This window comes from Bryocella sp., assembly GCF_058498515.1.
Genome location: NZ_JBMHYI010000010.1, coordinates 16,298 through 37,166 on the forward strand (window position 1 = coordinate 16,298; position 20,869 = coordinate 37,166).

Genomic DNA, 20,869 nt, shown 5'->3' on the forward strand with positions numbered 1-20,869 from the left:
CCGGGTGCCCCATGTCTCGACTCTGAGACATGGGTTCGCAGGATGCCAGCCTCACCCCAACGCCAAGGCCCCACCACGCGCAAGGGCGTCCCGAGCGCAGCCGAAGCTCTGTCAACCGTCCCACAAACCCCGCGCCGCGGACCGGGGTCCCCGGCGCTCGCACGTCTCCAAATCGAGAAGCAGCCGCCACCCGCCGCATCATACCTCTAAAGGTACGATAGACTTCTCTCGACAGGGAGGCGCCCGCCATGATCGACATCACCCAGGACATCCAGCCCCTCACCACCTTCCGCAACAACTCCGTCAAGATGCTCAAGCAGCTCAAGCGCACCGGCCGTCCCATCATCCTTACGGTCAACGGCAAGGCTGAGGCCACCGTCCTCTCCGCCATCGAATATCAGCGACTCCTGAATGTCGCCGCCGACGCCAGCGAGCGCGAAGGCGTGCGCCAGGGGGACGAAGACATCGCCGCGGGCCGCACCCGTGCCGCCGAGGCCGTCTTCCAGGACCTGCAGGAAAAATATGGTCTATCGCGTTGACCTCTCCCGCCGGGCCGAACTCGATCTGCAGCGCATCTTCGCCTTCACCCATACCGGCGCAGCCTCTGCTGCCGCACGCTGGTTCTTCGGCCTGCAGGACCTCATCCAAAGCCTCGCCACCCGGCCGCAACGTGGCACGAAGACAGACTACGACCAGGCGCTCCGCTTCGTGCTCTACGGCAACAAACCGCACATCTACCGAATCCTCTATCGCATCCACCCAAAGAAGCACAGCGTAACGGTGGTGCATATCCGTCACGGAGCCCGCAAGCCAATCACATCGAGGTAAAGGCGACCGGCCCAACCCGAGGCGTACTACCCTCGACATACTGGACACCCTCGCCGCACAGCTCCATCCGGAGATAGCCTCCGCTTACACCCCCTATAACCGGAGCCTCACTCCTCTTATCCCGCGCTACAGACAAAAAAGGCACAGCCTCAGCCGTGCCTCATAGCCCAATCTCCCAAATAGCTCCTACGCCAGCGCGCTGACCTTCGCATTCAGGTTCGCTTCCGCCGCCGCCACGCTCGACCCGCTCGCGCTCGCGCCCGGCAGGTTCGCCACCGAAGCCGTATACGTTCCGCCCGACTCCGCCACGCTCGCCCCGTAGCTCTTTCCACCCACCGTCACCGAGTAAGCCGCCGCCACCGCGTCCGCCGAAGACACACTCGCCGCGCCCGCTGCCGCCGACCCCGCTCCGCCTCCCGAACCACCCGAAGATCCTCCCGACGATGCCTTGGCAGCCGTCGAAGAACTCCCCGCAGGCGCTGCCGTGCTCGTCGAAGCCGTCGCACTCGAAGTAGACGGCCCCGAAACAGCAGCGCCAGCCGAACTCGCACCGCTCGAACTCGCAGCGGAAGGCGTGTACGTGTCCACAGGAAGCGTCGCCTGTGCACTTCCCTGCGAAGCCGCACCCGTCACTGCAGTCGACGATTTCGGCGACGCCGACGCCGTCTCCGCAGCCTTCAACTGCGCGTCCAGACTCGAAGCACCCGCACCGCCAGAAGTCACACTCGAAATCAGCATTGCATTCTCCAATCCGTAGCCCAACTCGGCTCCATCGTTACATCGGCATCCGCCACAATTTGTTTAGCCGACATCAGCTCGCCACGTTCATTTGGCAGAACTCCTAGCCAAACTCCCTACAATGGAAACAGGGGCCACCAGAGAACGCCATCGCCAGCTCAGCTGCCTGGCCCTGAACCCTTGGCCCTTGGCCCTTGGCCCTCGGCCCTTGACCCTGGCCCAGGACCCTGGCCCTGGATCCTGGACCCTGACCCCTTGGCCCTAGCCCAAGGTCCACCCTCAAAGTCTTTTTTATGAACACTTGCGAAAAAAGGGGGGAGGGGGGTACCCACCGCCTCGACATACCGTCCCTCCCGCATCTACCCTCGAAGCGCCATGCAGCCCCTGACAAATCTCTCTGACGACGAACGCCTCTTCCGCGACACCGTCCGCGACTTCGCCCGCGCCGAAATCGCCCCACTCGTCCGCCAGATGGACGAGCAGCAGGCCTTCGAGCCCGCCCTCCTCACCCAGCTCCACGCCCTCGGACTCATGGGAATCCAGGTCCCCGAGGCCTACAACGGCCCCGCCGGATCCCTCTTCCAGGCCGTCCTCGCCGTCGAGGAGATCTCCGCCGTCGACCCCTCCGTCGGCGTCCTCGTCGACGTCCAGAACACCCTCGTCATCAGCGCCCTCCTGCGCTGGGCCACCGACTCCCAGAAGGCCCTCTACCTTCCCCAGCTCGCCGAGTCCCTCACCGGCGCCTACGCCCTCTCCGAAGCCTCCTCCGGCTCCGACGCCTTCGCCCTCAAGTGCCGTGCCACCCGGGATGGCGCCGGCGACTACGTCCTCAACGGCTCCAAGCTCTGGATCACCAACGCCCGCGAAGCCGGCCTCTACCTGGTCTTCGCCACCGTCGACCCCGCCGCCGGCTACAAAGGCATCACCTGTTTCCTCATCGAAAAAGGCACTGTCGGCTTCACCCTCGGACGGAAAGAAGACAAGCTGGGCATCCGTGCCAGTTCCACCTGCGAGCTCATCTTCTCCGAGTGCCGCGTCCCGGCGGAGAACGTCCTCGGCGGCCCGGACCTGGTCGGCAAGGGCTACAAGATCGCCATCGAGACCCTCAACGAGGGTCGCATCGGCATCGGCGCGCAGCTCGTCGGCTTGGCACAGGGAGCCCTCGGCCACGCCATCCGGTACGCCAAGGACCGCAAGCAGTTCGGCAAGCCCCTCGCGGAGTTCCAGGCCATGCAGTTCCAGCTCGCTCGCATGGCCATGGAGGTCGAAGCAGCCCGCCTGCTCGTCTACAACGCCGCCCGCCTGAAGGATGCCGGTGCCCCCTATCTGAAAGAAGCCGCCATGGCCAAGCTCTTCGCCAGCGAGGTCGCCGAGCGCACCGCCTCACTCGCAGTCGAAGTCTTCGGAGGCTCGGGCTTCGTCAAGGACTACCCCGTCGAGAAGCTCTACCGCGACGCCAAGATCGGCAAAATCTACGAAGGCACCAGCTTCATGCAGCTCGCCACCATCGCCAAGCTGGTTCTGGGCGATAGCTGATAGCGCACCTGCCACCGGCTGGCCGCCACGCGGTATCCTTGTGTGTTGCCTGATTCCAGATGCCAGCCGCCATCACATCTCCGGTAGTCCGCGCCCGCGGTGGATTCCCCACCCTGCTTGTGGACTACGCCCTGCTGACCAAGCCGCGCGTCTCGCTGATGGTCATCATCACGGCGGGCGCGGGCTTCTATCTCGGCTGCCTGCGCTCGGGCATCAGCCCCTTCAGCCTCTCGCTGCTGGAGGCGCTCTTCGGCATCGCGCTGGTCACGGCAGGCTCCAGCGTGCTCAACCAGGCGCTGGAGCGTCGGACCGACCTGCTCATGGTGCGCACCGCGCAGCGGCCCATGGCGCAGCAGCGCGTCGGCCTGGTGCATGGCCTGCTGCTGGGATTCCTGCTCATCTGCGGCGGCTCCCTGTACCTCGCTCGGGAGACCAACATGATCACCGGCACGCTCACGCTGCTCACAGCCGCGAGCTATGTCGGGGTCTACACGCCACTCAAGCGCATCACCACGCTGAACACCTTCATCGGGGCCTTCCCCGGCGCGCTACCGCCGCTCATCGGCTGGACCGCCGCGCGCGGCCTCATCGAGTGGCCCGCCGTGGCCCTCTTCGCCGTGCTCTTCATCTGGCAGTTCCCGCACTTCATGGCCATCGGCTGGATGTACCGCGAGGAGTACGGCGGAGCCGGCATCCGCGTCACCGCGAGCCAGCGGCCTATCGGCTGGGCGGCCAAATCCTCCGCCGCGCAGGCAGTCTTCTACGCTGTGCTGATGATCCCCGCCAGCCTGTGGCTGGTATGGCTCGGCATCGATGGCCGGCTCTACGAGATCGCCGCGCTCGGCCTGGGCCTCTGGTACCTGGTGGCGTCGATCCAGTTCGCGAAGATCGCCCGTGATCCCGAAACTCCGGAAGCCCGAAAGCTGGCGCGCCATCTGCTCAAGGTCAGCGTGATGTACCTCCCGCTGCTGCTCGCCGCGATGATGCTGGACGCCAAAGGCCGCCTGTTCTTCTAGCGGCGCAAGACGAACCCGGGTCGATCTTCGCCGCCATAGCGTGCACCCTGCCGGTACACTGAACGAGCCATGTCCACACAGTCCAGCCCGCTCTCCGCAAGCACTGACGCGCGCACTCCCGCCTCGGTCGTCTGGGGCATCATTGGGGTCAGCGTCGTTGCCAGCCTGTTCATCTTCTGGCTCGTCTACGTGCATCCTCCCGTCGACGCCGCCGCGACCAGCTTCCGCTTCCTTCCCGGCCTTAACGCAGTCCTGAACCTGCTCTGCGCCATCGCGCTGGTGGTCGGCCTCAGCCGGATCCGGCGGCGCAACGTCATCGGCCATCGCAACGCCATGTTCGCCGCGTTCATCTTCTCCAGCGCCTTCCTGGTCAGCTACCTCGCCACCTACTTCCTGCACGGCGAGACGCGGCTGCCCATCGCACACACCGGTTGGCTCTGGGACACCTATGCGATCGTGCTCTTCGCGACGCACATTCCGCTGGCCATCGTGTGCCTGCCCATGATCCTGATCACCTTCTTCCTCTCGCTCACGGGACGCTTCCCCGCGCATCGCCGGATCGCCCGCTGGACCTACCCGATCTGGCTGTATGTGTCCGTGAGCGGAGTCTTCGTATATCTCCTGCAAGCGATCGTGCACAAGTAGATGGCACGCGAGACCGGCATTCAACCCGACACGCGCAAGATCCTGATGACCGGCGGAGGCATCTCCCTGATCGCCGCGATCGCTGCTCTGGTGCTCTACACGGTGCTGGGTGGCGTCTCCAAGCAGGGCCCCCACAACAATGCCGGCTGGATGGCGCTGATGACCATCATGGGCTGCGGCCCCACCGGGCTGCTGACGCTGCTGTTGGGCATCGCAAAGCTGATCGGCGATCTGCGCGGACGGGAATAGAGCTTCCGGACACCTCGGAGGACCTGAAAGGCCGCGTTTTCCCGCGCCATTCCTCTGCTATCCTCATCCTGCGAAACGGAGAGTTTTCCTATGGCTAAAGGCGTTAACAAAGTCTTCCTTCTCGGCAATGTAGGCAAGGATCCCGAGATCCGCACCACCGCCGGCGGCATGACCGTCGCGAGCTTCTCGCTGGCCACCGCGGACCGGCAAAAGGACTCCACCGGCAACTGGGCCGACAAGACCGAGTGGCACAACCTGGTCTGCTTCCAGCGCACCGCGGAGATCGTCCGCGACTACGTGAAGAAAGGCACCCAGATCTTCATCGAAGGTAAGATTCAGACCCGCAGCTGGGACGACAAGACCAGCGGCGAGAAGAAGTACCGCACCGAGATCCTGGTGAACGAACTGTCTCTGCTCGGCGGCCGCGGCGAGTCCGGTGGTGGCGGCTCCTCCGAGCGAAGCTCCGGCGGTTACTCCAGCTCGCGCGCCGCGGCACCTGCAGCCGCGGCGGCGGACTACGGCGACGTAGGCATCACCGACGACGATATTCCGTTCTAGCCTGAGGGCATTGCGGCGTCCCTCGCACGGGTGCCGCGATGCCCGACGCCTCACTTTGAATGACATCCTCCGTGCTCCGATAATCCGATGATCCGCCGCAGATCCCTAGCCATTCTCGCCCTGGCCCTCGTGTCTGTGGGCCATGCCCTGGCGCAGCGGCACAGTGATGGCATGTCGCCGCCGACGGCGCCGCCACGCGTTCAGCCTCTCGTTCCCGTCAGCACTGGTCTGGGCCCCATCCAGTTTCAGCAGGTCGACTACGGCGTTCCGGCGCCGCAGGCCCTGTCACGCCAGCTGCAGTCGGACGACGACCGCACCCGCGCCGCGGCGCTCTCCGCCATCGGCGCGCCCCCGCAGTATCTGCAGCGCGGACACATCCCCACAGCCCGCGCCCTGCAACTGGAGTTCGCTCCGATGAGCCAGGGCGACGAGCAGGACGCGATCCTCACCGCAGAGCTCGACCAGCACATCGTGAGCGCCATCCTCGTGCCCTCCGACGGTCTCTGGCGGCGCGTCGGCACGGTCATCTTCTCCACCGCAACCGCCGACGCCAGCATGCAACCTTCAACCTTCCTGCGCGTGGCCCGCTCCGTCCTGCAGAAGGGACGCTACCGCGCGATCTTCACCGCTGCCACCACGACGCCCACGGGCGACAGCTCCGAGAACCAGGCCTACCTGCGCATCATCAACAACCACGCGGTCATCACGATGAGCTTTGTCTCCGAGTCGCGCGTCTGCGACGCGGGACACGGCAAGGGTCACGGTGGCTGCGAACTCACGCTGCGCTGGGTGCAGCCCGACACCACCGAGCCTGGCCTGCACACGCTGCTGGTCAGCGGCAGCGGACGGCTCGCTCCGGCAGAGGCCCTCAACCCCATGTCGCACGCCCGCGAGTTCGAGATGGCGCACCTGCGCAACTTCCTCTGCCAGACCTTCGCCTTCGACGACACGACGCAGCACTACGAACCCACCGCGCAGCCTGCGCCCTGCAGCATCCCCCACTAAGGCTGATCGCGAACAAGTCCATTGGGCGTCTCTGCTCCGCGAGTGAGCGTCTAACCGGTGGGCATGGTTTCTTTGAAGTTTCGTTCGACGTCGGGCACGGGCCAGTTTCTCCGTTCCTCTGCAACTGTTCTCCGCAACCTTGCTGCCGGCCTTATGGCGGGCATGCTTCTTTTGGCGGCATCCACCGGTGTGGCGAAGGCACAGCTGACGCCACACACTGTCACCTATGCCCCCGGCAAGAGCATCACGCTCTCCCTTCCGGCGGGCCTTACGCTCGACGTCGCGGCGACCGGCCTCAAGCGGGTGCGCTTCCTCACGATGTCCCCCGACGGCCGCGTCTTCGCGACGGGCATGTTCAACCTCGCCGACAACACCAACGGTTCGGTCTACATCCTGGAGGGCTGGGACGCCGCCACGCAGCGCTTTACGCGCGTGACGCACTATCTCGATCACCTGCGCAACCCCAACAACCTGGCCTTCTACGCCGAGCCGGCGCGCGATGGCAAACCCGGAGCGATGTGGCTCTACGTGCCGCAGACCGACAAGCTGGTCCGCTATCGCTACAACCCCGGCGACGAAGCCCCGACCTCCGACCCCGAAGTCCTGACCCACTGGCCCGATTACGGCCTGAGCTACAAGTACGGCGGCTGGCACCTCACCCGCACCGTCGCCGTGGCCACGCTGCACGGCCATCCGCGCGTGTACGTGGCCACCGGCTCAAGTTGCAACTACTGCCAGGAGCGAGAAGTCGCACGTGCGGCCATCCTCAGCATGAATCCCGACGGCAGCGACCAGCGCGTCGTCGCGCAGGGTATGCGCAACGCGGTCGATCTACGATTCCTCCCCGAAGTGGACGGTGGCGCACTCTTTGCCACGGACATGGGTGACGACCACCTCGGCGACCAGCTACCGGAGGACACCTTCTTCGAGCTGGACTCCAACCAGCATCCCGGCCCCATCACCGAAGCCACGGCCAGCCCCGCACCGGGAAACCACGCCCCGAACTACGGCTGGCCCACTTGCTACTTCGCGCAGGGCAAGGCCGTACACGACACCACGCCACTTCCCGTCACCGCCACCGAGAACGATCCGAAGGTGACCTCCGCGCAAAGTGCTGCGGTAAAGTCCGCGCGCAAGGCCGGCGGGGACTCGGTGTACGGCAAGCAGGAGGGCGTCGCCGCGGCCGGAACAAACCTCGCCGCCGGTGGAGGTCACGAAGCGGACGCAGACCCGAACGCCGCCCTCGGCACAGCTCCGGCATCGCTCTCCGACTGCTCGCACGTTCCGCCGCCCTACACGACGTTCGCGGCGCACAGCTCGCCGCTGGGCATGGCGTACTTCGACTCGCACTCGCCCATTCTGGGCGGCAGCTTCGTCGTCGCGCAGCATGGCGCCAGCCATCCACACATCGGCACAGGCTACCGGCTGGTGCGCTTCACGGCGCAGGACCGCACGCCGCGCCCGCTCATGACCGGCTTCCTTACCGGCGGCATCAAGACGGCGAAGGTCAACGGCCGCCCGTGCGGCCTGCTGGTCCTCGGTCCCGACACTTTTCTTCTCACCGACGACTACCTCGGCGTCATCTACATCGTCCATCCTGGGAAGAATGGGCGATAAATGCCGGATCGTCGCCCGGAGGGTTGCGGCGCGCTCCGATGCCGGTACACTACGAACAAAATGATCGACGAAGCTACATTCCGCCGCGAGTCCGACAGCGCCCTTGAAGCGCTCAAGCAAGCCCTCTTCCGCGCCGAAGAAGACGGCGGCTTCGAGGCCGAAGAGAAGAATGGCGTGCTCAACGTTCTCTTCGAAGACGGTGGCACGAAGTTTGTCTTCACGCCGAACACGCCCGTCCGCCAGATCTGGATCTCTGCGCTCACCTCCAGCTTCAAATTGGAGTGGAGCGAGACCTCCAGCAGCTTCGTACTCTCCAAGACCGGCGAGGACCTGAGGACGCTGACGCAACGCCTGCTGCGCGAGCAACTGCAGGATGACTCCATCACGTTGAGCTGAGCCCCTCCTATGCCGCTGCTCTCGGTTGCGATCATCACGCTGAACGAAGAGACCAACCTCGGCCGCACGCTCGCCAGCGTCGCGTGGGCGGAAGAGATCGTCGTCGTCGACTCCGGCTCAACCGACCGAACGGCGGAGATCGCAGCCAGCCATGGCGCGCGCGTGATCCAGCGCCCCTGGCCGGGGTTCGCCGAGCAGAAGAACTTCGCCATCGCGCAGTGCACCGGGACGTGGATCCTCACGCTGGATGCGGACGAGGAACTCTCGCCCGAGCTGCAGCAACAGATGCGCACGCTGCTGCCCAGCAGCCCGCCCTTCGACGCCTTCTACCTGCGGCGGCGCAATCTCTTCCTGGGCCGGTGGATGAAGCGGGGCGGCTTCTACCCCGATCCCAAGCTGCGCCTCTTCCGCCGCAACGCTGCGAACTTCACGCTGACGCCCAAGTTCGAGAACCGCCCGGTGCACGAGATTATCTCGTTCGATGGCGCGGCCGGCACGATGGACTTCGACATCATCCATCATGCGTATCCCACGCTCTCCACCTACATCGAGCACATGGACCGGTACAGCTCGCTGGGCGCGGACCTGCTCATCGAGCGCGGCCACGTCTGCTCGTCGCGCAGGGCCTTCGTCTTTCGCATCCTCATCGCGCCGGTTTGGACGTTCTTCTGGAATTACCTGTGCCGAGGAGGCTTCCTGGACGGACGCGAAGGCCTGATGCTGCACCTGTACCACTCCGTCTACTCAAGCTGGAAGTATGCCAAGGCGTGGGAGCTGGCCCGCACGCGCCTTCAGCCCAGCCTCCAGTCCCAGGAACTGGCCGCCAAAGAGTCAACGCTGTAGCGCCGACACCGCTACCAGGCGATCGGCTTACCGTCATGAAAGAAGCCGCCTGTCGGTCCATCCTCAGGCAGCGTCGCCAGTTCTACCTCGGTCTTCGCTCCAGCGATTGCATTCATGGGTGCGGCGTCGCCACCTAGGTCGGTCTTCACCCAACCTGGATGCGCCGAGTTCACCTTGATCTTCGTATTGCGCAACTCATGCGCCAGCGAGATCGTGAACATGTTCAGCGCGGCCTTCGAGCTGTTGTACGCGAACAGCTTCGTCCCATACGTCGGCGAGCCCGGCGTGGCCTGAAGGCTCACCGAGCCGAGGATGCTCGACACATTCACGATGCGTCCCGCCTCGGACTTGCGCAGCAACGGCAACATCGCCTGCGTCAGTGCGACCACAGCGAAGACATTCGTCTCATAGGTCGCGCGCAGGCTCTTCATGTCCGTCGCGCTGGTCGAGTTCACCGTCCAGCTTTTCTCGTGCATCACACCGGCGTTGTTCACCAACGCGTCCAGCACGCCGCACTCGGTCTCGATCTTCTTCGCGGCAGCGTCGATATCGCCCTGCCGCGTTACATCGAGCTTCAGCACGCGCGCGTCAGCGCCTTCGGCCCGCATGCGCCTGGCAGCAATCTCGCCCTTCATCGCGTCGCGCGAACCAACGTAAACGATGTATCCCAACCGCCCCAGCTGTCTGGCCGTCTCAAATCCAATGCCCTTGTTCGCGCCGCTCACCAGGGCCACCTTGCGGCCCTGCGCTCCCACGGCTGCGCTGTGTTCCGTGCTCACGCCGTTCCTCCTCCATTACTCTTGGCCGTCCCGATCGCATGCGCCAGCCGCTGGAACCGCTCAGCATACTGCGGAGGAAGCTCTACCCGTTTGAAGTCCGGCCCCAGCGCCATGTGCACGGTCTCGCCCTCGCACAACACAAGCTCATCGGCCAAACGCACGATGCTGTAGCGGAAACGAACGATAGGGCCGCGAATGCCCGTCATCGTGGCGCGCACCGCCAATTCATCGTCATATTTCGCCGGAGCTTTATAGCGCGCGGTGACTTCGAGCACAGCCAGCATCACATTGGACTCGCGCTCCATCGTGCTGTAGTCCAATCCCATCGCGCGAAGATACTCCACGCGCCCGACCTCGAACCACACCAGGTAGTTCGCGTGGTACACCACGCCCATCTTGTCGGTCTCGGCGTAGCGCACACGCACACGCGACTCGACATACCCTCGCTCGCGAATCGCTTCGTCCAGCGCCTCGTTGGCTTCAGTTGTGCTGGCCTCAATTGTCATGCCGTAAGTCTAGCGTCTGCGCTGTGCAAGACGCGTCACAAGACGAGCCGAAGTCCGGACGACCGGACACCATCTGGATGCGTGCCTACTCGCCGTGCCACGACGGTCTGCGCTTCTCAAGGAACGCTGCCACGCCCTCACGGAAGTCGTCCGTAAGCCGCGCTGCCGCATTGGCCTCGCTTGCCAGCGCGAGCGCGCGGTCCAGCCACTCCGCCTGCTGGGCGCGAAGCAGTTGCTTGGTCGCCCGCAGGCTCTCGGGCGAATTGCGCATCAACTCGGCCGCAAGTTCGCGCGCACGATCCTGCAGCACATCGGCAGGGACAATCTCGCTGACCAGCCCGATCCGATGCGCTTCGGTCGCATCGATCAGCCGCGCCGAAAGCAGCAGCCCGCGCGCGATCTTGTCCCCGACCTGCAGCGCAAGGTACGCACTGACCAGCGCCGGCACGAACCCGATACGCGCCTCGGTGTAGCCAAACTTTGCATCGGGAGCCGCCAGAGTGAAGTCACAAATCGTCGCCAGCCCCGCTCCACCGGCAACTGCTGCCCCCTGCACGACGGCGATCGTGGGCACCGGGCAGTCGTAGAGCGCGCGGAACATCCGTGCGGTGCGTGCGGCCTCAGCGCGATACTCCTCTTCGCTGCGATCACTCATCTCGCGCAGCACGCTGAGGTCGAGCCCCGCGCAGAAGCTCTCCCCCGCACCCGCGAGGATCACCACCCGCGCACCAGCAGCCTCAGCTTCTTGCAGCGCAGTGGTGATTACGTCCTGTAGCTCCGGTGTCAGCGCATTCCGGCGCTGAGGGCGGTTGAGCGTGATGCTACGAACACCCAACTCATCCTGGATCAGCACGACACTCATCGACCGCGCCCTTCTTCACTATTCATTACTCACTATTCACTGTCTCTACTGCACCATGCCATACTTTCGCGCGATCTCGCGGCTGCTGGCGATCAATCGGTCCAAAGGCTCGAGCTCCGGAAGTTCGGCGCCAAGTTCCTTCAGCGTCGCGAGCAATACCTCCGTGGGCAGGTTCCCCACCAGCGCATCCTGCGCGAAGGGACAGCCGCCCAGCCCGGCGAGGGTGCTGTCGAAGCGGCGACAGCCAGCCTCGTACGCCGCACGCACCTTGGCCGCAGCGTCCTCGGGCCGCGTGTGCAGATGCACACCAATCTCCAGCCCATCGTGCACACCCATCACGCACGAGACGACGTTGCGGATGGTGTCCGCACTGGCCACGCCAGCCGTATCCGCCAGCGAGACCGCGAGCACGCCTGCGTCCACCAGGATGTCCACCGCGCTTACGACCTCGTCGATGTCCCACGTGTCGCCATACGGGTTGCCGAAGGCCATCGAGAGGTAGCCGACGGTGTCCATGCCGGCCTTGTACGCAATCTCGCCAACCTGCTCCAGCTGCTCGACCGCATCCTCCGGCGTCTGGTTCTGATTACGCTCCAGGAACGTGGGTGAGATGGAGTACGGGAAGCCCAGCGTCTTCACGCGGCCGCTGTCAGCAGCTCGCTCCGCGCCCCGCGCGTTCACCGCGATGCCGATGATCTCGATCTCTTCCGGTGCATCAAGGTACTCGAGCACGAACTCGGAGTCCGCCATCTGCGGCACAGCGCGGCGCGAGACGAAGCTCGCCGCGTCGATATACTGAAACCCTGCCTGCACCAGTTGCCGCAGGTACTCCGCCTTCGCCTCGGGACTGATGATCTTCGGCAAACCCTGCCAGGCGTCCCGCGGACATTCGATGATCTTTACCAATTCACTCAACTTGCGCTCCCAATCTTCGGCGCTGCCTTACCCAACGCACCCTATCTCTGATGTCGTGGAGAAGCAAACGGACTCTTCAGTGCCTTCCCTGCCTGTGATCCTTCACGAGTTGACCCACCATCTCCACACGAGCGCAAGGCCGGCCGCAACGAACCAGGACACGGCCCAAACGCGTAAGATTTGTTCCCAAGCGAGCGGTTCCTTGCTAACCAGCTCGATTCGTCTGGCCAGCCGGCCTCGGTTAGACACTACGTCCTTGACGCGAATCAGACGATATGTCCCAAGCGGAATCAAAGGAAGGCAAAACAGAAATACCCACCTCGTACGAGTCTCAATCCTTGCCGCACGATCATCCGGCGAAGCATAGAAACTCCCTTGGAACGCCACGCCACACCCGTAGAGCATCCCATTCTGCCCGAAACTCTCACTCAGCTTGAACGCTCGTTGCTCTGCCGCTTCTTGCTCCAGCTCGCTCACGTCTGCAACACCCCCGGATTAAACCTCGGCACTTCCGTATTCAACGCGCACGCTTCCAGCGCCTGCATCAGTATCTCTCGCGTCTTCGCAGGATCAATAATCGCATCGACCCACAGCCGAGCTGCTCCATAGCGAGGATCAGCCTGCGCGTCGTAGGTGGCCTTGATCTCATCGAAGATGCTCTTCCTCTCTTCCTCAGAGAGGTGCTTGCCTCCGCGCTCCATCTGCTTCACGCGAACTTCCACGAGCGTATTCGCCGCCGACGCTCCACTCATCACCGCATACCGCGCCGTAGGCCACGCGAAGAGGAAGCGCGGATCATACGCCTTGCCACACATCGCATAGTGCCCCGCGCCGAATGAGCCGCCCAGAATCACCGAAATCTTCGGCACGACACTCGTGGAGACTGCAGCGACCATCTTCGCGCCCGCGCGGATGATACCGCTCCACTCCGCATCCTTGCCCACCATGAAGCCATTCACGTCGTGCAGAAAAATGAGCGGAATGAGCTGCTGGTTCGCATCCATGACGAAGCGCGCCGCCTTCTGCGCGGACTCGGTATAAATGACCCCGCCGAACTCCGTGCGCTTCTCGCCTTGTTGCGGCCCCACCGCGACAGTCATCGACTGGTGCTGCTTCTGATTCGCCACAATGGCCACGGCTCGACCACCGATGCGCGCATAGCCACACACCAGCGTGCGTCCGAAGTCAGCCTTGTACTCATCGAACTCGCTCCGGTCGACTAGCCGAGCAATGACCTCATGGATGTCATACGTACTCGTTGCTCCAGGCGTCGGATCGATCAGGCCATAGAGATCTTCGGCAGGATAGAGCGGAGCGTCGACGCCGGCATCGTATCCAACGCAGCTATAGACCTCTGGAACAGATCGGGTTCCCATGCGGCTCACCAAGTTGCGGATGCGTTCGATGCACGCCTCATCATTCGGCTCCTTGAAGTCCACGGTGCCGCTGATCTCTGCATGCATCGTCGCGCCGCCCAACTCCTCGGCGGGAGTCTTCTGCCCGATGGCCGCCTGTACCAGCGCAGGCCCTGCAAGGAAGAGGCCCGAGCCTTCGGTCATCAGTACGGTGTCGGTCATCACGGGAAGATACGCTCCGCCAGCCACGCACATGCCCATGATGGCCGTCATCTGTGGCACGCCCAGGGAGCTCATGACAGCGTTATTGCGAAAGACCCGGCCAAAGTCGTCCTGGTCGGGAAAGACGTCCTCCTGCAGCGGGAGAAACACGCCGGAGCTATCCACGAGATACAGCGTGGGGATGCGATTATCCAGCGCGATCTGCTGTGCGCGAAGCACCTTCTTCGCGGTCATCGGGAAGAACGCTCCGGCCTTCACCGTCGCATCGTTGGCGACGATCATGCAGAGCCGCCCAGCCACGCGGCCGATGCCGGTAATCACGCCCGCTCCGGGAGCTCCGCCAAACTCCGCATACATTCCGTGCGCGACCCAGAGGCCCAGCTCCAGCCACTCGGACTCCTTATCGAGCAGCAGGGCCAGCCGCTCGCGCGCCGTCAGCCTTCCCTTCGCGTGCTGCGCTTCAATGGCCTTCGCGCCGCCTCCTTCGCGGATCGTTGCCTCCTCACTCGACATCTCGGTGAGCAATCGGCGCACGCCCTCTACGTTGGATACGTGCCGAGACTGCGTGCTGTCGAGCCGAGAGGAGAACGAGGCCATGAAACTCCCTGTGCGCCGGCGAGCCACCCGGCAGACCCTGCGATGATGCACCTTCATCGCGGCAGCGAGCAACCGACGATCTCCATACGTCACTAGACTCCCATCGCTGGCCGTATACTGGAGCACCCATGGCAACCCGGCAACCGCATGACCAAGCCGACCTGCTGCTCAAGCCCCGCGAGGCCGCGACGGCGCTCGGCGTCAGCTACCCCACGCTCAAGCAGTGGATCCTCTCCGGTAAGCTGCACACGGTGAAGACCCCCGGCGGCCACCATCGCATTCCGGAGAGCGCGCTGAAGCCGCTGATGCAGACTCGCAGCGAGGAGCCAGCGAAAGCCTCGCGCGAGCGCTTCCGCTCCATCAGCGGACGCAACCAGCTGGTCGGACGTATCGTCGAGGTGAAGATTAGCGGCCTGCTCGCCAAGGTCGTGCTGGAGATCGGCGAGCAGCGCGTGACAGCGATCATCACCGCCGACGCCGCTCGCGAGATGCAGCTGCGCAGGGGCCAGACCGCCGCCGCGCTGGTCAAGGCCACCGAGGTCATGATCGAGCGCGTGTGATCGCGCAGCAGTAGACTGGCGATATGACACCGCGCCTCGCACCGTGCTCCACCGACTGCCTTCTCGTCATCGACATGCAGCGAGACTTCCTGCCGCGTGAGGCCGGGTTCGAAGGCGCGCTCGGTGTGCCGGGCGGTGACCAGATCATCGCGCCCATCGAGGCGCTGGCCCAACTCTTCGACCACGTTGTGTTGACCGCAGACTGGCATCCGCGCGGCCATATCTCGTTTGCAAGCACGCATAGCAAGCAGCCGTTCATCGAGACCGTCGAAGCGTCCTACGGTCCACAGGCCCTGTGGCCCGACCATTGCGTGCAGGGCACACGCGGCGCGGAGATCGCGGTCAACATCCCACATGCGGAGCTGATCCTGCGCAAAGGTTTCCGCAAGGACATGGACAGCTACTCGGCCTTCCTCGAGAACGACCACATGACACCCACGGGTCTCGCGGGCTACCTCCGCGAGCGTCAGTTGCATCGGCTCTTCTTCGTGGGCCTGGCGTACGACTTTTGCGTCGGCTCCTCGGCGGTCGATGGAGCGAAGATGGGCTTCGAGTGCATCGTGATCGAAGAGCTGACACGCGCTGTGGGTGTTCCGGGATCGATCGACGCGATGCGCTCCGCGCTGGCTGCGCAATCCATTGCAACCAGGAGCGTCGCACAGCTCGAGCCGAAGTAGCCGGCAGCAAGAGAGAACAGACAACAAGAGGCCCCGGAGAAATCCGGGGCCTCTTCCATCCATGATGGGGACTTTATGCGCGCCAGAGCTCCGACGGCAGATCGAGCTCAGCGTGCAGTGACGCGTTGACCGCGGCAGGCGGCATATCCATGCACTTCACGAAGGCGGTCTGGAACTTCTCCATCTCCGGTTTTGTGCCGACCGTGACGCGTACGTAGTTGGGCATCACGGGCCAGGAGCGGCCGATGACGACGCCTTCCTTGAGCATTGCGGTCGTGAACTCGCGGCCCGGGCGACCTACGTCGACCATGAACATGTTGGCCTGCGATCCCGGAAGGATCTTGTAGCTCTTCTTGTCGAGGAACTCGAGCGTGGCCTCTCGGATGTCGGTGTTGATCTTCTTGCGCTCCGGGACCAGCTTCGGGTCGAGCAGGCTGGCATGAGCGGCAGCCGCGGCGAAGAGCGACACCGAGGCAACGTTGCGCAGCGAGATCTCTGGCGAGATGGTCTGGAACTTGGCCAGCAGGTCAGGACGCGCAAATGCGAAGCCTGCGCGTACACCCGCCATGCCATAGATCTTCGAGAATGTGCGCAGGACGATGAGATCCTGATCGGCGGCGACCTGATCGATGACCGACTCATCGTTCGAGAAGTGGAAGTAGGCCTCGTCGACGATGACTACCGAACCCTTGGGCTTGTTCTTCAGCAACCAGAGGATGTCTTCCTTCGGCGTCATGGTGCCGGTAGGGTTGTTGGGGTTCACGATGTAGAACGCGCCGGCGTTGGGATCGGCTGCGAGCATCGCCTTCACATCATGCGCATAGGTCTTGGTCAGCGGCACCATCTTCAGTGGGGCCTTACAAGTCTGTGCAGCGCGGGGGCCCTGCTCATAGCTGGGGTCGGCGCAGACGAGCCCGCGCGAGCTGCTGATGCTCGACATGAGGGCCATGTCCAGCGGTCCGCCGGAGCCCGGGAAGAGCTCGACGTAGCCGGGCTTGAGACCGAACTGGTCGCTGATCGTCTTCACCGTCGCAGCGGCGACGCCGAAGCGGTCATACCGTCCGCCCGAGACGCCCACCTGGCCCACAGCAGCCAGGGCGGAAGCAGCCGGACCGAGTGGGTTTTCGTTGGAGCTGATGATCACGGCGTCAGGCGGCAGATGGCTGAAGTCCGGCATGCCGCTGCGGCGGCGCGGCGTGGTGTCGGCTGCAACCTGCTGCTGTGCAAATGCGGTGGGCGCGAGACCGGGAACCACTGCGGCCGCGGCGGCACCCGCTCCCATCCAGCGCATGAAGTTACGCCGGGAGACTTCCAAGCTGTGCTGAGTCACTTCCATTTGCCATTCTCCTGGGGTGGAACCGGGTGAAGGTGCGACGTTGCGGACTCCAGGAGCTCAGCGCCCGGATACACGGGTGCAAGCGTCCTGACTGGGGTGAGAACGTTCTGCCGGTGAAACGACGGTTGCGTTTCGGTGAGCCTGGGAAAGGTTGGAAGGGTTATTCCGACTTTCACACTACCCCATTCCCAAACATTTGCAAAGCTGAAACACGGTGGAAACCCGCCTGTCATGCGGGATTTTGCCACCGCGGGAAACCTAATGCGCGCGGGAAGCGCCTCGCGCCGCACACATGCCACGTCCTGATGCGCCCATTCCCGACGCCTTTGCCGTATCGCCGTATTGCAGGAAGTCCTTTTGGCAGAGTCACCACCAGCCTCGGAGACGGACCTTAGGACTTGTGCGTCATGCTCTTCTGCATGCGGCCGTAGAGCTCTGCCAGCACCGCGATTCCCTCTTCGGCGTAGGCGCGATCCGGCGTTTCGCTCGCGTCGTTCCAGCCCTCTTCCTCACCGCCCTTGCTGTACTGCATCACGATGCCATCGCGCCGCGCGAGCATGTTCAGGCCGTTGTAGTTAATCCCGTAGTGCGCTCCGTCCTGCGGGATAAGCCACGCAATCTGCCCACGCACCGGCACGATGCTCTCATCACCAAGCAGTGCGCGCGAGCCATAGCCTGTGCAGCAGACGATGACTTTCTCCGGCAGAGCGGCGAAGTCCTGCGGCGAGTGGAACTCGCGGTCCACGAAGGTTCCGCCGGCGATGAGGAAGTCCGTCGTCAACTGGCGCGAGTAATCCGCCACGTTGAAGGTCATCGATGTAGTGCGGGCTACATTCGTGGTCGGGAATGGCGTGGAACCCGGCGGCATCATCTCCTGCTTCGGCGTCAGGTCGCTGATCCGGTCATCGAGGTGCAGGAAATCATGCTGAGGCTCGGAGGGACTGGGCTGCGCGGTTCTGGGCCTGCGCTCCTCATCCCACAAGCTGTAGCGATCGGTCCACTCGATGGGCGTGCCCGCCATGCCGAGATAGCTCTGGTAGTACGCGAAGGACGTGCGCGCCATCGCCTCCCACTTCACCGCAAATTCCGGCGCGGCTGCGGAAGCCAGCGCGATGCGCGACGACGGCGTCCAGCTTCCCGTGGCGCGCGAGCTGCGGGTATACGGCGCGCGCTCCTTCGCATAGATCGTCACCTTCGCTCCGGCACGCTGCAGCATCGTCGCGGAAGTAAGTCCGAGCGCGCCGGCACCAATCACCGCGATCTCGCGCGAACCCTGCGCAGCTTCCATCGCCATCTTCGTGACGACGTCGGCGCATCCCCAGGAGAGCGACCATCCACTGCCGCCGTGGCCGTAGTTATAAATCACGGTCTTGTCGCCGATCGTCTCGGCCTCCATGCGTGGGCCCTGCGCGCGGAACGGGCGCGAACATACCGTGATGCGGAAGATGCGGTCGGCATGGGGGCGGATCGGCACCAGTGGCTGATAGGCGTCATAGAACGGCAGCGCAGGAGCAGTCGCCGGTCCGTCCGTTCTCACCTGCCTGCAACCGCTCATGCCCAGCGCACTGAGCGAAGCCATCGCGGCCGAGCCGCGCAGGAAGGTACGGCGGCTGACCTCCAGGCTATTCGTCATCCGGGGACTCAAGTCAGCACCGCCTTTCGCAGAAGCACTCATACTTCTCTTATAGCGAATGACTGGGCAAGGAGCCCGTGGGAACCCTTGCAGCGAACCGTGGCGTTGTATCCGCACAAAAGCTCACCCTCGCCTGAGCGAGGGTGAGTTGGTTCTGTGGACTGCGCTCATGTGCTCCTAAGCGTAGACCGCCCCGCTCTGTGGCGACGCAAGCTGCGCCGCCTTCACACGCTCGTTGACCAATTGCACACCGCGCAGGCCGCTGAGTGCTGCGCCCTCCTGCCATGCCACGATGTGGCTCACATGGTCGCCGATGAAGATGATCGGGCCATCGGGCTGGCACAGCGTCTCGTAGCCCTGATTCACCGAACCGCCCGCAGCGGGAGGCTGCGTGGTGACCGGATGCTCCGGCTGGCCGTAGCCACGAATCCAGGAGCCCTCGTTCCACGGCACGCGGCCCCACGTGACGTACATCGGCTTCTCCAGCTCCTTGCCGTGGCCGGGGTGCAGACGCTCGATCGACTTGCGGCTCTCCTCAAACTTCTCCGGCATGGTGAGCTTGCTGAACGGCGAGTTCGTTTCGTCGGTGTAGCCGCTCACCAGCACACCGCGCTTGGAGAACATTCCTGCCGAGGGCAGCCAGATGGGACTGCAGCCCACGTTGCAGAACTCCAGACCGCCGAAGATGTTCTGATCCTGCTCCCAGAAGCGGCGCGACTCCCACGCAATCTTGTAGGCCGAAGCATACGTCGTCGCATCGATCACAGCCTTGTAGTCTGCGCTCAGGTCGTTGGGGATCTTCTTGAGCTGCGTGAGCGGGAGTCCGTTCAGGCAATAGTCCGCGCTGATCTGCTTGCTCGCACCCTTCTCCATGTAGGTGATCGTGACGCCCTTGCCGGTCTTGCGGATCTCGGTCACCGGGCACTCATACTTCACGATCGAGCCGAGGTCCTTCGCAAACGCATACGGGATGCGGTCCATGCCGCCGACAGGCTGGAACATTGTCGCCTGCATGTCGAACTGCTGGTCGAACATCATGCCCTGCCAGAACCGTTCATCCAGCAGCGTGTGCAGGTCGATGGCAGGGTTGATGGCGCCCGTCTTGTCGCCCGCGCCCGGCAGCGTCGAATAACCCGCGCGCTCGCTGCCACCGTACTTGCCGCTGAGGTCCAGCGGGCCGTACACACGCAGGAAGGCGAGCATCTTGTCCTTGTCTTCCGCGGACAGATCCTGGTCGAGCGCCCCGGTCTTGACGCACTTCGACAGCAGCTGGCTCACATGACCGCGCGTGTCGTTCACCACGCGACGCATCTGCTCCGGCTTGCCACCATTGGCGTTGTCGTTCTGCAGATACGCCGAGTTCGTGTAGTTGACCTCAACCTGCAGCTCCACCCCGAGCTTCTGGCAGTAATCGAGGATGTTGGTGTGCACCGAAGGGAGGCGGGCAGGACCGAAGTTCTGGTAGTTGCCGGCCTCCCACGTACAGGTCTGCGTTGTGCCGTCGGTGAAGGTGACCTTATCGCCGCCACGCACCGTCCAGTTGCGGCCGCCCGGGCGATTACGCGCCTCCAGCACCGTCACGCTGTAGCCGAGGTTGCGCAGCTCATACGCGGCAACCAGACCCGAGATGCCGCCACCCAGGATCACCACCTTCGTGCCGTGGCCGGAACCCGGCACCGCCATCAGGCCGGGAACCTCCGTCGCCCGCGCTTCCATCAGGCCGAGGCCCTGCATCGCCACAAACGCCGCGCTATACCCGCCTGCGTTACCCACCCTGGTCAAAAACTGCCGCCGCGTCAAACCCATGTGCAACCTGCCTCCAGATCCATCGCTGCCGATGGAAGATTGATTCGCCGCCGCGGAGGTCCATCGACAGGATGGCGCGGACCCGGCTGGCGAAGACAAAAGTGCTTCCGCTACCAGTGACCCAATGCCCTGTGTTTCGGGGAGATTGTTTGTACTTTACACGACGATGACAGAAGGAAGGCGCTCGAAT

General features: G+C 64.0%; 22 protein-coding genes. 13 read left to right on the forward strand and 9 right to left on the reverse strand.

From position 1 onward, the window contains the following. Positions 1-248: 248 nt before the first annotated feature. Together AC5E6W_RS02730 and AC5E6W_RS02735 are read left to right on the forward strand one after the other, a co-directional pair. Positions 249-539 (forward strand): type II toxin-antitoxin system Phd/YefM family antitoxin, encoded by a 291-nt coding sequence (locus AC5E6W_RS02730; protein ID WP_491750720.1) that lies wholly within the window; start codon positions 249-251, stop codon positions 537-539. Further along, the gene (locus AC5E6W_RS02735) at positions 523-828 is read left to right on the forward strand and encodes a type II toxin-antitoxin system RelE/ParE family toxin (RefSeq protein WP_491750721.1); all 306 of its coding nucleotides are present in this window, start codon (positions 523-525) and stop codon (positions 826-828) included. Before AC5E6W_RS02730 ends, AC5E6W_RS02735 begins: the two co-directional genes overlap by 17 nt. A 186-nt stretch (positions 829-1,014) precedes the next feature. Here AC5E6W_RS02735 and AC5E6W_RS02740 read toward each other — a convergent pair whose 3' ends face one another. Continuing rightward, positions 1,015-1,566, reverse strand: coding sequence for a hypothetical protein (locus AC5E6W_RS02740; RefSeq protein ID WP_491750722.1), 552 nt, complete (start codon positions 1,564-1,566; stop codon positions 1,015-1,017). Positions 1,567-1,941: 375 nt separating this feature from the next. Here AC5E6W_RS02740 and AC5E6W_RS02745 point away from each other — a divergent pair, with 375 nt between their 5' ends. The 9 genes from AC5E6W_RS02745 (at position 1,942) to AC5E6W_RS02785 (ending at position 9,431) form a co-directional block, all read left to right on the forward strand. Beyond that, positions 1,942-3,102 (forward strand): acyl-CoA dehydrogenase, encoded by a 1,161-nt coding sequence (locus AC5E6W_RS02745; protein WP_491750723.1) that lies wholly within the window; start codon positions 1,942-1,944, stop codon positions 3,100-3,102. A gap of 59 nt (positions 3,103-3,161) precedes the next feature. After that, positions 3,162-4,118 (forward strand): heme o synthase, encoded by a 957-nt coding sequence (cyoE, locus tag AC5E6W_RS02750; protein ID WP_491750724.1) that lies wholly within the window; start codon positions 3,162-3,164, stop codon positions 4,116-4,118. Between the two features lie 69 nt (positions 4,119-4,187). Next, the gene (locus tag AC5E6W_RS02755) at positions 4,188-4,763 is read left to right on the forward strand and encodes a DUF420 domain-containing protein (protein WP_491750725.1); all 576 of its coding nucleotides are present in this window, start codon (positions 4,188-4,190) and stop codon (positions 4,761-4,763) included. After that, a complete protein-coding gene (locus AC5E6W_RS02760; protein WP_491750726.1) occupies positions 4,764-5,012 on the forward strand; it encodes a hypothetical protein in 249 nt (82 codons plus the stop codon). A 90-nt stretch (positions 5,013-5,102) separates the two neighbouring features. Then, positions 5,103-5,570 carry a single-stranded DNA-binding protein gene (locus AC5E6W_RS02765; RefSeq protein WP_491750727.1) on the forward strand — a complete coding sequence of 156 codons (468 nt, stop codon included), beginning with the start codon at positions 5,103-5,105 and terminating at the stop codon, positions 5,568-5,570. 87 nt (positions 5,571-5,657) lie between these two features. Further along, positions 5,658-6,575, forward strand: coding sequence for a hypothetical protein (locus AC5E6W_RS02770; protein WP_491750728.1), 918 nt, complete (start codon positions 5,658-5,660; stop codon positions 6,573-6,575). Positions 6,576-6,737: 162 nt separating this feature from the next. Continuing rightward, a complete protein-coding gene (locus tag AC5E6W_RS02775) occupies positions 6,738-8,192 on the forward strand; it encodes a PQQ-dependent sugar dehydrogenase (RefSeq protein WP_491750729.1) in 1,455 nt (484 codons plus the stop codon). 60 nt (positions 8,193-8,252) lie between these two features. Further along, positions 8,253-8,588 carry an iron donor protein CyaY gene (gene cyaY / locus AC5E6W_RS02780; RefSeq protein ID WP_491750730.1) on the forward strand — a complete coding sequence of 112 codons (336 nt, stop codon included), beginning with the start codon at positions 8,253-8,255 and terminating at the stop codon, positions 8,586-8,588. 9 nt (positions 8,589-8,597) lie between these two features. Next, positions 8,598-9,431, forward strand: coding sequence for a glycosyltransferase family 2 protein (locus tag AC5E6W_RS02785; RefSeq protein ID WP_491750731.1), 834 nt, complete (start codon positions 8,598-8,600; stop codon positions 9,429-9,431). Positions 9,432-9,442: 11 nt separating this feature from the next. Here the strand turns inward: AC5E6W_RS02785 and AC5E6W_RS02790 are convergent, their stop codons facing one another. From AC5E6W_RS02790 to AC5E6W_RS02810, 5 genes are all read right to left on the reverse strand, one after another. Further along, a complete protein-coding gene (locus AC5E6W_RS02790; RefSeq protein WP_491750732.1) occupies positions 9,443-10,210 on the reverse strand; it encodes an SDR family oxidoreductase in 768 nt (255 codons plus the stop codon). Continuing rightward, the gene (locus tag AC5E6W_RS02795) at positions 10,207-10,716 is read right to left on the reverse strand and encodes an acyl-CoA thioesterase (protein ID WP_491750733.1); all 510 of its coding nucleotides are present in this window, start codon (positions 10,714-10,716) and stop codon (positions 10,207-10,209) included. Before AC5E6W_RS02795 ends, AC5E6W_RS02790 begins: the two co-directional genes overlap by 4 nt. Positions 10,717-10,801: 85 nt before the next feature. Then, complete coding sequence (locus AC5E6W_RS02800; protein WP_491750734.1) at positions 10,802-11,578, reverse strand: enoyl-CoA hydratase/isomerase family protein; 777 nt, start codon at positions 11,576-11,578, stop codon at positions 10,802-10,804. A gap of 45 nt (positions 11,579-11,623) precedes the next feature. Next, positions 11,624-12,493 (reverse strand): hydroxymethylglutaryl-CoA lyase-like TIM-barrel protein, encoded by an 870-nt coding sequence (locus tag AC5E6W_RS02805; protein ID WP_491750735.1) that lies wholly within the window; start codon positions 12,491-12,493, stop codon positions 11,624-11,626. A gap of 473 nt (positions 12,494-12,966) precedes the next feature. Further along, the gene (locus AC5E6W_RS02810; protein ID WP_491750736.1) at positions 12,967-14,667 is read right to left on the reverse strand and encodes an acyl-CoA carboxylase subunit beta; all 1,701 of its coding nucleotides are present in this window, start codon (positions 14,665-14,667) and stop codon (positions 12,967-12,969) included. Positions 14,668-14,795: 128 nt separating this feature from the next. Here AC5E6W_RS02810 and AC5E6W_RS02815 point away from each other — a divergent pair, with 128 nt between their 5' ends. Next, complete coding sequence (locus AC5E6W_RS02815; protein ID WP_491750737.1) at positions 14,796-15,227, forward strand: TOBE domain-containing protein; 432 nt, start codon at positions 14,796-14,798, stop codon at positions 15,225-15,227. 23 nt (positions 15,228-15,250) lie between these two features. Then, positions 15,251-15,904: a nicotinamidase gene (locus AC5E6W_RS02820; protein ID WP_491750738.1), complete on the forward strand. Its 654-nt coding sequence runs from the start codon at positions 15,251-15,253 to the stop codon at positions 15,902-15,904. 73 nt (positions 15,905-15,977) lie between these two features. On the opposite strand, the gene AC5E6W_RS02825 is transcribed toward AC5E6W_RS02820, so the two are convergent. From AC5E6W_RS02825 to AC5E6W_RS02835, 3 genes are all read right to left on the reverse strand, one after another. Continuing rightward, positions 15,978-17,240 carry a pyridoxal phosphate-dependent aminotransferase gene (locus AC5E6W_RS02825; protein ID WP_491750739.1) on the reverse strand — a complete coding sequence of 421 codons (1,263 nt, stop codon included), beginning with the start codon at positions 17,238-17,240 and terminating at the stop codon, positions 15,978-15,980. Between the two features lie 391 nt (positions 17,241-17,631). Further along, positions 17,632-18,873, reverse strand: a complete 1,242-nt coding sequence (locus AC5E6W_RS02830) for an FAD-dependent oxidoreductase (RefSeq protein ID WP_491750740.1) — start codon at positions 18,871-18,873, stop codon at positions 17,632-17,634. A gap of 177 nt (positions 18,874-19,050) precedes the next feature. Continuing rightward, positions 19,051-20,679 (reverse strand): flavin monoamine oxidase family protein, encoded by a 1,629-nt coding sequence (locus AC5E6W_RS02835; protein WP_491750741.1) that lies wholly within the window; start codon positions 20,677-20,679, stop codon positions 19,051-19,053. Positions 20,680-20,869 lie beyond the last annotated feature (190 nt).